The organism is Leptospira ellinghausenii, from assembly GCF_003114815.1.
Classification (GTDB): domain Bacteria; phylum Spirochaetota; class Leptospiria; order Leptospirales; family Leptospiraceae; genus Leptospira_A; species Leptospira_A ellinghausenii.
Genome location: NZ_BFAZ01000006.1, coordinates 315,486 through 328,581, shown reverse-complemented (window position 1 = coordinate 328,581; position 13,096 = coordinate 315,486). Strand labels below are relative to the sequence as shown.

Annotated in this window: 8 protein-coding genes; 7 read left to right on the top strand and 1 reads right to left on the bottom strand. The window is 36.3% G+C overall.

The features are described 5' to 3' along the window. Positions 1-4: 4 nt before the first annotated feature. From DI076_RS06860 to DI076_RS06830, 7 genes are all read left to right on the top strand, one after another. Complete coding sequence (locus DI076_RS06860) at positions 5-2,128, top strand: FecR domain-containing protein (RefSeq protein WP_108959206.1); 2,124 nt, start codon at positions 5-7, stop codon at positions 2,126-2,128. Then, positions 2,118-3,299: an LIC11435 family protein gene (locus tag DI076_RS06855; RefSeq protein WP_108959205.1), complete on the top strand. Its 1,182-nt coding sequence runs from the start codon at positions 2,118-2,120 to the stop codon at positions 3,297-3,299. The genes DI076_RS06860 and DI076_RS06855 overlap by 11 nt, the downstream gene beginning before the upstream one ends. 43 nt (positions 3,300-3,342) lie before the next feature. Further along, positions 3,343-4,635 carry a histidinol dehydrogenase gene (hisD, locus tag DI076_RS06850; protein ID WP_108959204.1) on the top strand — a complete coding sequence of 431 codons (1,293 nt, stop codon included), beginning with the start codon at positions 3,343-3,345 and terminating at the stop codon, positions 4,633-4,635. Then, positions 4,632-5,486, top strand: a complete 855-nt coding sequence (gene panC, locus DI076_RS06845) for a pantoate--beta-alanine ligase (protein WP_108959203.1) — start codon at positions 4,632-4,634, stop codon at positions 5,484-5,486. The genes hisD and panC overlap by 4 nt, the downstream gene beginning before the upstream one ends. 6 nt (positions 5,487-5,492) lie before the next feature. After that, the gene (gene mfd / locus DI076_RS06840; protein WP_108959202.1) at positions 5,493-8,915 is read left to right on the top strand and encodes a transcription-repair coupling factor; all 3,423 of its coding nucleotides are present in this window, start codon (positions 5,493-5,495) and stop codon (positions 8,913-8,915) included. 100 nt (positions 8,916-9,015) lie between these two features. Beyond that, positions 9,016-9,696, top strand: a complete 681-nt coding sequence (locus tag DI076_RS06835) for a lipoprotein LipL31 (protein WP_108959201.1) — start codon at positions 9,016-9,018, stop codon at positions 9,694-9,696. Positions 9,697-9,702: 6 nt separating this feature from the next. After that, positions 9,703-10,542 carry an undecaprenyl-diphosphate phosphatase gene (locus tag DI076_RS06830; protein WP_108959200.1) on the top strand — a complete coding sequence of 280 codons (840 nt, stop codon included), beginning with the start codon at positions 9,703-9,705 and terminating at the stop codon, positions 10,540-10,542. Here the strand turns inward: DI076_RS06830 and DI076_RS06825 are convergent. Further along, a complete protein-coding gene (locus DI076_RS06825) occupies positions 10,517-13,045 on the bottom strand; it encodes a SpoIIE family protein phosphatase (RefSeq protein WP_108959199.1) in 2,529 nt (842 codons plus the stop codon). The genes DI076_RS06830 and DI076_RS06825 overlap by 26 nt on opposite strands. Between the last annotated feature and the right edge of the window lie 51 nt (positions 13,046-13,096).

The window sequence follows — 13,096 nt, the reverse complement described above, 5'->3', positions numbered from 1 at the left end:
AACCATGCGTTTGTTAAATGATACAAGATTTGTAGTAACAGCATTATTATTATTAATTTTGCTATTTTCTGTATTATTGTATCGTAATTTAAATTTTAGAGCCAATGATTCCAGTGAACCAACAATTGGTATCATCACATTTAAGAATAAAACAGTATTAAGAAAGTACAATGATGCTGTTGTTTGGGATTTAATTGAATCAAAAACGGAAGTAAAAAATAGAGATACGATCCGGACAGAAGGATTGTCCGATGCCGTTTTAACTTTAAATGATGGAACAAAGATCAACATTTCAGAAAATTCCATGATCTTACTCGATCTTTCCGATAAAAATATCAATATTAATTTTGCCTATGGTTCCTTTGAGGCAGCGCGGGTGTCTGGGTCTTCTGGTGATGTCAAAATGAATATCACTGCTGGTGACAAAACTGTTGAAGTTACAAATGGTGATGTAAAACTCGATAAAACAAAATCTGAATTAAATATCAAAGTTGACCAAGGGGAAGCGAAAGTAACCTCCAATGGAAAAGAAGAAACAATTGCCAAGGACCAAGTTGCTAATGTTTCCGAATCAGGTGTTAAAGTTGCTAAACAATTGTTTCGTCTTGTCAGCCCAGAAGACAGAAAAAATATTCTTTCTGAATCTGGAGTGGAACGAATTTACTTTTCAATTTCAGGATGGAATTCGGATTCTATAAAACGTGCTTCTCCTATGATAGAAGTTTCTCTTTTCCCTGATTTTTCCAAATCAATTATAAGAGAAAAGTTATCATCCGCTAATGTTTCAAAAAAATTGGAACCAGGTTCTTATTACTGGAGAGTGTCTTTTAACGATCCAAGTACTCAATCTAGATCCGTAACAGAAGTATTCCAATTTAGGATTTTAAATGATCCGTCATTGAAATTATTATCACCTAGAAATGAAGAAGTGATTCCCTATTCAAATGAAACTCCCGTTGTACGATTTGTTTGGAATGTTTTGGATTTGTATTCTTCCTATTCTGTTCAAATTGCTCGCGATAAAGCTTTTACAGATATTGTTACCTTAAAACAGACACAAAACCAATCTTTGGCGTTTGATAATTTAAAAGAAGGGACTTATTTTGCGAAGATAAAAGCGAAGTCAAGTTTACCTGGAATCGAAGAAAAAACTTCAGCCGTAATTACGTTTCAAATTCAGAAAAAAACTAATAGTTCACCACCCGAATTATTAGAACCGAGTCGGGGTAAGGTAATCGCAGAAGAACAAACCAAATCACAATTATTCTTTTCATGGAAGGATGATAAAGATTTTGATTCTTACCAATGGGAGTTGAGTAGTGATGTTAATTTTTCTTCCATTCTCCAAACAGAAAAAATTAAGAATAATTTTTTTAAATCTACAACAGGTTTAAAACTTGGTACCTATTTTTGGAGAGTAAAAGGGATCACAAATGAAGGCACTCGGATTGATTCCAAATCTTTTTCTTTCACTGTCATTGCAAAAGAGGAATTGGAATTAATCTCACCAAACCAATCTGCAGAAGTTGAGGTTGATGAACGTAATCTTGTTGTTCTCAAATGGAAAAAACTGACTGGAAAATCAAACTATGAGATCCAAGTTTCAAAACAAGCCGACTTTCAAAGTTTGGTAGTGAAAGAATCGGTGGTTGGGAATTATTATGAATTTAAATCAAAGGATTTTGGAAAATTCTATTGGCGAGTGAAACTTGCAGATGATGAATCCACTGTTAGTCCCACAAGATATTTCCAAATGGTATCCAATATTGAACCTCCTAATTTATTGTCACCAGGGCGAAATGAAACAATCGATCTTTTTACAAAAAATTTCATCAGTTTTACTTGGAAACCAGTGGAAAAAGTTTCGGCATATCGATTGAAGCTCATTGATGTTTCAGGCATTCGAGAAAAAGTAATTCTGAATGAACGAATTGCATCGAATAAATTCCAGATGACTGATATCCAAAAATTAAATGTGGGTAGGTTTCGATGGGAAGTTTCCTCCTTTTATAAGTCGAATGATGGTTCGGAAAGAGAATCCGTTGCCAACAAACAAGATTTTTTCATTTCCGTTCCAGAACTAAAAGTTCCGAAAATCCTCACACCAGGTACCATCTATGTGGAATAAAAAAGCGATTGTACTTTTCATTTTCATATTGATTGGTTTTCCTATTTGGGGAGAACCAGACGGAGAAGAGGGCACCCAACACCAGTTACGTTGGATGGAAGTGGAAGGTGCTACTGGTTATGTTTTGGAAATTAAAAATTCCAGCGGTTATTTGGTTTTATCTGAAAAAGTAAAGGGAACAAGTTATGATTTGGTCAATTATACTTCTGGTGTTTATGAACACCGAGTGGCGGTAATCAACAAACTAGGAAAAGTTGGTAGTTATTCTGATTGGGTGAAATTTGAAGTAGTTGTTTCTCGTGTTCCCACTCTTTCTAAGGACTCAGTGTATTCCGTATCAAAGGAAGAAAAAGAAAAAGTTTTTTTACTCGAGGGTAAAGATTTTATCCATCCCATGAAAGTGTATATGGTTACTGGAGGGAAACGAATCCCCGCTAAAAAAGTGGTGATTGAATCCGATTCGATTGCAAAGGCAACATTTGCAGTTGATCCTGATACAGACACAGGGATTTATGATTTGGTCCTAGAAAATCCTCGGAACAAAACACTGACCGTCAAACAACGTGTTGTATTGTCTGATTCCAAGGAAAGAGCAAATAATTTTGCAAAACGGCAAGAAAGAATCATTCGGAAAGAAATTCCTGAGGATTATTATGAAACTCCATATTGGTCTACTTTATGGCGATCTTCTGTTTTGCCTGGATGGGGGCAAAAGTACATTGATGGTAAGGATTGGAAATTGTACTCCTATCCCGCCATAGCCATTTCGGCAGTTGCGGTGTATGCAAATTCGTACAATCGTTTTTTAGCAGCAAGGTCCGATTACCAATCCGCAGTGATCCTTGGAGCCGTACTCGCTGACCGAGCTGACACTCAAGTTTTATGGTTACTCAATCGAAATAATGCGGAGACAAGTTTTAATCGCGCAAAATCAGAGTTAGGTGTGATCCAAGCAGGAGCTGGGTTACTTGGTGCGTTTTTAATTTATAACTTGGTAGATTCGTATTTTTCTGCCAAACGGAATGTGGCGACGTATGAACAGGGATTTCCTCTTGGGAGTGAAAACCAAAGGGTGTATGCATCGATGGTACCTGAGTCTGGTATTTCCCAATCCAAATTGGTTAGGGAAGTAGGATCCCGTTACCAAATCGAAATCTCCTCTCGTTTTTGACAAAAAGCTTGTTTAGGAAGGCACTTCCTTCCAAGCTGAAATTATGCCGATTCCCATTCTTTCCTGTGATCGAAATTCTAAAGAGGTATACTCACGTTTTCTGTCGGGTGCAAGGGAAGACTTAAGTTCCGCAACAAGTCGGATTTTACCCATTTTGGAAGATGTGCGAACCAAAGGGGATTCTGCTCTTTTTTGTTATACAGAAAAGTTTGATGGCATCAAACTTTCGAAACTGACACTCAACCCTAAAGAAATCCAAACGAATGTTGATTCCAAAACCAAAGAAGCATTTTTAAGAGCAAAAAGCAATATTGAAGCCTTTCACATGGCCCAGAAACGAGAGGCATGGTCTAAGGTGATCGATGGAAATCGATTGGGTGTCAAATACACTCCCATTCCTTCCCTTGCTGTGTATGCTCCTGGTGGGAAGGCTTTGTATCCTTCGAGTGTCCTTATGGGAATCATCCCTGCAAAAATTGCTGGAGTTCAATCGATCCAACTCATCACACCCCCACAAAAAGAAGGAATCCCCGAGATTTTAGTTTGGCTTACCCAGATTTTGGAGATTGACCGGATTGTAACAGTTGGTGGAGCTCAAGGAATTGCGGCAGCTGCGTATGGAACCGAGTCAGTTCCCAAATCAGAGTTCATTGTTGGACCTGGGAATTCCTATGTTGCCGCCGCCAAATCGTACTTAAGTGGCCAAGGACTCATTGGGATTGATAGCCCTGCAGGTCCAAGTGAAGTTTGTATCATTGCCGATGCAACATCAAATCCAAAGTGGATCGCCTGTGATATGTTATCCCAAGCGGAACATGGTGAGGATAGTTCAGCGATTTTACTCACTACGGAAGTTTCATTTGCAGAGAAAGTCAGAGACGAATTGGAAATCGCATTTCGTGAACGTCCAAAACGTTTAGAAATGAAACAAAAGGCAATTTATGAAAATTCTAGCATTCTCGTATTCCCTACGATGGAGGATTGTATCTGGTTTTCGAATGAATTAGCGCCAGAACATTTAGAAATCCAAACTAGGGATAATGATTCTGTGTTTGCGAAAATTGAACATGCAGGGAGTGTATTTTTAGGTCCTTATTCTCCAGTGGCGATGGGAGATTATATCTCTGGAACCAATCATATCTTACCAACAGCCAGAGGAAGTAGGATTTACTCTTCTCTGGGTGTGGATACGTTTCTAAAACGGGTAACGTTTCAAGAAGTCACAAAGGAATCACTCGAAACTTTGTACCCATATGTGAAACTTATGTCGGAACTAGAAGGTCTGGATGAAGAACATGGAACGAGTGTAAAAGTGAGAACCAAAGGCCAAACATGAAAGTTGTCTCCGAGATTTCAGAATTAAAAAAAATCATTCAAGAATGGAAACAACAAAAGGAAACTCTTGGTTTTTGTCCTACCATGGGAACGCTTCATGCGGGCCATATGGATTTGGTTCACCACTCCAAAAAACAATGTACAAAAACCATTGTCTCCATTTTCATCAATCCAACCCAATTCAATGATCCAAAGGATTTTGAAGCTTATCCCAATAACACGGAAGCTGATTTAAAGTTATGCGAAGAAAATGGGGTAGATTTAGTATTTTTGCCTAGTGTTGGTGTCATGTACCCAAAAACGGAAACACCCATCCAGATGAGTATTCCGTCGCTACAAAAAACTCTTTGCGGAAGGACAAGACCTGGGCATTTTGAAGGAGTTCTTCAGATTGTTTCAAAACTCTTTCATTTAACAGAGGCAGACTATGGTTTTTTTGGTTTAAAAGATTACCAACAATTCCGAGTAATTTCCTCACTTGTAGACGAACTCAATTTTCCTATGAAAATTGTCGGTGTACCGACAAAACGAGAAGATGATGGACTGGCCATGAGTTCTAGGAACCTACGTTTATCAAAAAAAGATAGAGAAACTGCGACCCTAATTCCAAGAATGTTCCAACTTGCCAAGAAGACACTATTAGGTGGTGAAAAGAACATAACAGTATGGAAGGAAATCCTTTCTGATTTTCTTTTAACAGGAACAAACATCAAAATTGATTATTTAGAAGTTGTGCACCCCATCACATTACAACCAATCACAGAACTAAAAGGAAACGTGTTACTTGCAACTGCTGTTTTTGTAGGTGAGGTCCGTTTGATCGACAACGAAATCTTCGTTTGTCCCGAATGATCCAAAATGACAAAAGAAATTCAAATTAGACCCTACGAACCTAAAGAAGTTTTTGCAGAAGCAAAAGATACTCTTGTGAGTCTCAGTGGTATCCCTGAGTCTGCCCATTCTTTTGTCACAAGCGAACTCTTTCAAAACAAATACGCAAAAAATACTTTTGTCGTCATCCTACCAACAAACCAAGATGCAGAAAGTTTTTCACGAGAACTCTTAAGTTTTGTTTCGAAAGAAAATATCTATTTTTTTCCTGGTCCCGAAAATATTCCTTATGAATATACAAAATGGCAAGCGGAGTGGAAACGAGATCGTATACTAACGATTAACCGAATTTTAACAGGTGGACGATGTTTGGTGGTAACTTCGGTTTCAGCCTTCCTTCGTAAACTTCCAAACAAAGAAAGTTTAAATGGAAAATCAATTGCCTTAAAACTTGGTGTTGATTTTCCTTTGGAATCTTTATTGTCTGAACTCGTACAACTTGGATACCATCGTGAAGAAGTTTGTGAACAATTTGGTCATTTTAGTTTAAAAGGTGGAATTCTCGATATTTACACACCTTATTTGCCAAATCCAGTTCGGATTGATTTTTTTGGTGATACTGTGGATGAAATTAGAACATTTGATCCAAATACACAGAAATCAATTTCCAAAATTAGTGAAATTGTTATTACAGCTGCAAATGAAACCATTGTAACAAAAAGTGAATTAGAAAAATACCATACTCTACTAAAAGAATATTCTGATAAACGAATTCCTCTTGATTCCGAATTGGAAATCATCGAGGAACATTTACCATTGGTAAGAAAACAAGAAGGTTTTTTGGAATTTTTTAAGGAATCACCCATCCTTATTTTCCCAAAGTTTCAGGAAACAAAAGAAAGATCCTATGGAATGGAGAGAGAATACAATACCTTATTTGAGAAAAAAAAAGAAGAATCCGTTTGTTTACCTCCAAATGAATTATTATCGTTTGGTTCCGAATGGGACGCCCTAACATCTGAAGAAACGAAAGGAATTCAATTCACTCTACTACCAAATCTGACACATAATTTTGGTTATGCACCTATCACAGAGGTAAAAGGTTTCCGAGGGAAAATCAGAGAAGCAAAGGAACATTTTTTAGAATTACTTTCCGAAAATCCAAATCAGAGTATCTATATCACTTCTTCATTTCTCGCACAAATGTTGCGACTAAAAGGTTTATTTTCTGAAACAGAAGTAAACACCATTGGAGAAAACTCGGAAGAACCAACTCCATTTCCCTTTGGCAATACGACACCAGGAATCCATTTGATTTTATCTGAGTTGAAACGTGGGTTCCACTTGGTGGAAAAAGGTATCCACGTTTTTACAGATAATGATTTGTTTGGACGTCAATACAAACGTAAAACTCGTTATAAGAAACAATCCTCTCAGATGATCGAATCCTTCATCGATTTAAAAGAAGGAGATTACATTGTCCATGTGAATCATGGTGTGGGTCGTTTCATTAAAATGGAACGAACAAAGGCTGATGGAAAGGAAAGAGATTTCCTTAAATTAGAATATGCGGGAGGTGATAGTCTATTTGTTCCATTGGATCAAATTTCCCTTGTACAAAAATACATTGGAGGGACTGATTCTCCTAAACTCGATACGTTAGGAAAAAATTCTTGGAAAAAGGCTAAAGAACGTGTCCAAGAGTCAGTTGATAAACTTGCCGAGGAACTCGTGTTACTTTATTCGAATCGAATGAAGTTAAATGGTTTTGCATTTCCTCCTGATACAATTTGGCAGGAAGAGTTTGAAGCTGCATTTGAATTTGAGGAGACACCAGATCAAATATCAGCAATTGAAGCCGTCAAACAAGACTTAGAGTCGTCTCGACCGATGGATCGTTTGGTATGTGGTGATGTTGGGTATGGAAAAACGGAAGTTGCAATTCGCGCAGCATTTAAAGTAATCATGGCTGGTAAACAAGTCATGTTACTCACACCAACAACCATTCTTTCACTCCAACATTTTAATACATTCAAACAGAGGTATGAAAACTATCCGATTAAGATAGCATTTGTATCTAGATTTAGATCCCCTGCGGAGATACGCGAAGATTTAAAAAATTTTACAGAAGGTAAAATTGATATGTTAATTGGGACACATGCAATTTTGTCTTCGAAGGTAAAACCCAAAAATTTGGGGTTACTCATCATCGATGAAGAACAAAAATTTGGTGTCACTCATAAGGAATCGATTAAAAAATTCAAAAACCTTGTTGATGTATTAACCTTAACGGCAACTCCAATACCTAGAACCTTGCATATGGCACTCACGGGAATTCGAGAACTTTCTATCATTTCCACTGCACCGAAAAATAGGCAAAGTGTCGAAACATATGTTTTGGAAGAAGATGATACTCTGATCCAAGAAGCAATTCGAAAGGAAATTGAAAGGGGTGGGCAGGTATTCTATTTATACAACCGCGTTGAGTCAATTGAAGAAGAAGCTTCTTATGTAAGGACTTTAGTCCCGGAAGTATCTGTTGGTATTTTGCATGGACAATTGACAGAGGATGAAATTGAAGAAACTCTAGTGGATTTTTATGAACGAAAGTATGATATTTTAGTAACTACCACGATCATTGAATCGGGTATAGACATGCCAAATGTCAACACCTTAATCGTAAAACGAGCAGATATGTTTGGTTTATCCCAATTGTACCAAATCCGAGGTCGTGTCGGAAGGTCTGATCGAAAAGCATATGCATATATGTTTTATCCTTCCAAAAAACTGATGACGGAACTTGCCGAAAAAAGGCTCAATACAATCTTCGAATACCAAGAGTTAGGTTCTGGATTTAAGGTGGCGATGCGAGATTTGGAAATCCGCGGAGCCGGGAATTTGCTTGGAAAAGAGCAGTCTGGCGATATCATGGAAGTTGGATTTGATCTCTATGTAAAAATGTTAGAAGAGTCCATCTCTAGAATCAAAGGGGAAGAGGTTCGAGTGGAAGTCCGAACTGCTGTGAATTTAAAAACTAATTTTTATCTTCCAGACGAATACATCCCTGACACAAAACAAAAAATTGAATTTTATAAACGATTTGAAGGGTCTGCTAATTTAGATGAAATTGAGGAATTGGCACTTGAGATGGAAGATAGATTTGGCGAACTCCCACAGATTGCAAAAACTTTTGTCGAATTGGAAAAAATCAGAACTTTATCATCCAATTTAGGTTTCGAATTTGTGACTGAAAAACCAGAGGAGATTTTGTTCAAATGTGGAACCTACTTCAGGGGGAATCCGGACAGAGTGATCCAGGCCATGGGCCAATTTAAGGGGCTAACGATTGCCCCAACGGAACCATCTGTTCTCCGTTATACGAATATCGAAAAAGATGATTTGAAAAAAATTAAAAAACTTTTGGGGATTTTGGAATTTCTAGCCGCTTAAATTTTAGGCATTGGAATCAAGGTTTGGTTGGCAAAAAAAGATAGACATTGAGGGAATTGGAGAAACCATCATCTCAAATCTATTTTGGCAATAAAATAATATGAAAAAAATCCTTCCATTGTTTGTGTTTTTGGCATCCTGCGCCCTAGTACAGTGTTCTGACTCTTCGCCAGTCATCGAAACCTTAGACAACCACAAGATTACAGTAAAAGACTTCGAAGCAGCATACGATACTGCCCTTGATTCTATCAGCCGATTACAAAATATCGAAAAGAAAACTCTTTTAGAATTCATTGAAAAAGACATCAGCGAAGTGCCTCCGAATTTCCAAGACCTAAACTACCAACTACAAAAGAAAAATTTCTACCAAACATACAGACAGATGATTATGACTCGTTTGGTTGCAGAAAAGAATGGTTTTATTTCAAGACCTGATGTTGCAGAAGTAATCAAACAAGTTGAAATGCAAACAATTGCGCAAATGTATGTTTCTGAACAAGTGGAGAAAAAAATTCAAATCACAGAAGAACAAGCATTAGCGGAATGTGAAAGAATGAGAAAGTTGGATCGCAATTTTAACTTAACGATCGACAAATGTAAAACGTTCGCAAAAGCTCAATTGAAACAAATGCAAACGAGAGAATACCTCCCTTTAGTAGTAGAAAGAATTAAAGAAGAGGTTAGCATCAAACGAAATGAAAAATTTGATTTGGATGCATACCTAGCACCAAAGAAAAAAGTAGAAGAACAACCTTCTCCAACACAAACTCCAAATAACTAAGTTTTAATGGATAATACCTTAAATGCGTTTTTGCGTGGCATCATAGAAGCTGCCACGGAATTTTTGCCAGTGTCTTCCACTGGCCATTTGTTTTTATTTAGTTATTTTTTCCCATTTCAAAATCTTTCTGTTCCTCACGAAGCTTTTGAGGATTTGTATGATATCTTTATTCAAACTGGTGCCATTTTATCCGTAGTTGTTTTGTATCAAAAAACACTTTGGGGCCACCTGAAGATGGCGGTTCAATATGGATTCAAACAAACGAGAGACAAAACTGGTTACCAATTTTATCTCAATTTACTGATTGGTATTTTACCAATTTTAGTATTAGGATTTGTTTTCAAATCCCAACTCGACCAAATTAAAATGAGACCTGACTTACTCTTAATTCTCGGCGTATCATGGTTCGTCGGTGGAATACTCATGATCATTGTTGAAAAGAGACATTTAGACGAAAGTCATGGTAAGGTAATTGGATTCAAAGAAGCAATCGTTGTAGGTTTTTTACAATGTTTTGCATTGATTCCAGGTGTATCTAGGTCTGCAGCAACCATCATATCAGCAAGAACTTTGGGTGTTTCAAAAAAAGATAGTGCAGAGTTTTCCTTTTTTCTTGCCATTCCAGTTTTAAGTTTGGCAGGTTTGTATAAATTATTCAAACACCGTCACATTTTAAATTCAGAAACTATGGGTCTTTTACTATTCGGAAGTATCATCTCATTCGTTATCTGTTATTTTATCATCCGACTTTTTATGGCCTTTATACGCAGAAGGAGTTTTATATCCTTTGGAGTGTATCGAATACTTTTAGGAACTTTGGTTATATTATATTTCCTTCGTGGCTAAGAAATTCTAAATAAAAACTTTTTTTATCAAAGTTTTCTGTATGGTTTAATAATCGGAAGAATAGTTTTGTGTTTTGTTTGTGAGTTTTATTCCTTAAGAATAATCGTTCACACCAGATGATTGCATCATCGATTTTACCCAATTGGAATTCAGATTTAGCGATCATATACAATAGATTTTCTTTCGACTGGTTTTCATTGAATGCAAGTTTAAGATGGTATAAAGCATCTATCCACTTCTTTTGATGGAAGTATATTTTTCCAGCCAAAGAATGAAAGTTCGGATGGGAATATTGAGTGAGAAGGGGAATCAATTCCGAGAGTGCTGTTTCATGATTTCCTCTTTTTGCATCGGATTGAATCGTTAGGAATTTTGTACGAATATCTTCGGAAATCGAATTTTTTGGGATTTCCGATTGGTAAGATATCCTTAAAAAGGATACGTCATCTGTAATTTCTCCGTTATTTTCAATTTCTTTCACTAGTGGTATGAGTTTTCCTTCCGTTCTCTCTACAAATCGTAGGATCAATGTTTCATCTTCATTGATATATCGGTTCTCTGAATCATTCATTAATCCGATATCATCTCTTCCATCGGAACCAACGAGTAGAACATCTCCATCTAATAGTGAAAATGTTTTGATCTGGAAGTGTGTATTGTTTTTGGGAAATCCAAGTTTACGCATTGAAAGTTCTGTTTCGATAAAGGAAGCTACACCATCTCTATACAAAATACTCCATGGGTGCTCAGCATTAATGTAGTAAATGTATCCATTTTTACCAACCATTCCAAGTACGACACTCGATAACATGGAACCATCAAAACTTGCGAATACAGATTGTAGTTCTACATAGAGGTCCTTTAACCAAAGTTCAGGTGGTCTTTTTTTTGTGTAACTGGATTTTGCTCGAGATAAGACAGCTTGGAATACAACACCTAACACAAGAGCTCCTCCAGCACCTTGGATTGATTTTCCCATTGCATCGGCATTGGCAAAAACAGTGTACTCACCCGATTCTAAATGAATCGAACCAACAATACAAATATCTCCACCAATTTCGCCATTTTTCCCCCGAAATTGAAATTTTTTCTTTTGGTTGGTATAAGATTCTATTTTAAGTTCAGAGATTTTATTTTCAATTCGTGCTAATGGTTGGATGAGGAGTGATGTTAAAAAATAATCTCCATCTTGTTTTTCTTTTAAGATCTGTAACTGATTAAGTGATTCGTTTAATGCATCAGTTCGATCCTCAACTTTCTTCTCTAAGTTTTTATTTAGATCTTCAAATTCTTCATTCAATTTGACAAAGGAATTTGCGAGTATCATAGCAAGTGAAATGTTAAAGAACAAAAATGCATATCCCATGATACGAGGGAATACCCAATAATTACGATTTGTCGCCGTATCGATGATGGCTGCAATTAAGACGATGGTGAGTCCTATCGTAATGTAGATTGCTCGTTTTTCTTTTTTTCTCAAATTTCGAATTAAATTGGAAAAAATGAGTATTACATAAAGGATCCATGTCGGTTGCACTAAATTGGAGAGAACAAAATTAAAGTGTTCTATGTTATTCGAAATTAAGAAAAAGGAAAAGATAACCAATTGAAATCCATCTAAAATTTTTGCAAAGATTACATATTTATCTTCAAATAAAGTACGTAAAAAATGGTACATAAGTGGAATGAGTAACAAAATGGTTAGATATTCCAATTTTTTCATTTCTAAGAATGAAAATCCTAATTCGTATTTTAATTGATTTCTTAAAAAATTATAAAGTACGAATGAGAACGAAAAGAGAGAAAAAAATAAATTTTCCCTGTCCTTTCTCCTTCTAATAAACAAAAATAAGAAGTAACTTCCAACGGTGATATATACTGTGAGAAAAATTAATTTAATGAATTCATCTTTATAAAATCGATTTTGGATGTCGGTACTCGGTCCTAATAATGTTTCATCTTGTTCAATCCCACCTGAATTTTGGAAATACAGTTGGATTTTAATTAATAAAAGATTCTTTTTTTTGGGTAAAATCAGATGGGTCGGAATTGGATAGATTCTCAATTTATCATAATTTTGTGGAAACGGGGAATCCCATTCGCCTGTTTTGCCAATTAGTTTTCCATTTAAGTAGGTCCTGTCCCGGTCATTAATGATCCCAAGACGAAAGCTATATTGAATGTTAGGATCAACATTCATTTCGATCCATTTCGCTAATATCACAGTCCTTTTTTGTTTTGAATTCTCTTTGGAAGGGAATAAGTTTCCTGGAATTTTGATCCGTTTCCAATTGTAGTTGGAAAAATTTTCTTCTGTTAGATTTTGAATTTCACTTTCCGTTAGTCCAGTTTCCTTAACGTACCACTGAGAACTTGGATCGTTTTGGTTTGAATCCAAACTTGTGATCGAATTAGGCTGATTCTGGACGGTAAAATCTAAAAGTGGGCTAGATTCTAATTGGGAAAAAGAAAAGACAAGAACAATCAGTAACTTTTTTATCATATTTATAAGGGGGTAATTACTCCCGAAACATTTCGTATAAACAATTGGATG

Excerpts from the sequence above, each read along its gene's own strand:
- panC (WP_108959203.1), top strand. The coding sequence starts at position 4,632 with ATGAAAGTTGTCTCCGAGATTTCAGAATTAAAAAAAATCATTCAAGAA.
- DI076_RS06855 (WP_108959205.1), top strand. The coding sequence starts at position 2,118 with ATGTGGAATAAAAAAGCGATTGTACTTTTCATTTTCATATTGATTGGT.
- mfd (WP_108959202.1), top strand. The coding sequence starts at position 5,493 with ATGACAAAAGAAATTCAAATTAGACCCTACGAACCTAAAGAAGTTTTT.
- hisD (WP_108959204.1), top strand. The coding sequence starts at position 3,343 with ATGCCGATTCCCATTCTTTCCTGTGATCGAAATTCTAAAGAGGTATAC.
- DI076_RS06830 (WP_108959200.1), top strand. The coding sequence starts at position 9,703 with ATGGATAATACCTTAAATGCGTTTTTGCGTGGCATCATAGAAGCTGCC.
- DI076_RS06860 (WP_108959206.1), top strand. The coding sequence starts at position 5 with ATGCGTTTGTTAAATGATACAAGATTTGTAGTAACAGCATTATTATTA.
- DI076_RS06825 (WP_108959199.1), bottom strand. The coding sequence starts at position 13,045 with ATGATAAAAAAGTTACTGATTGTTCTTGTCTTTTCTTTTTCCCAATTA.
- DI076_RS06835 (WP_108959201.1), top strand. The coding sequence starts at position 9,016 with ATGAAAAAAATCCTTCCATTGTTTGTGTTTTTGGCATCCTGCGCCCTA.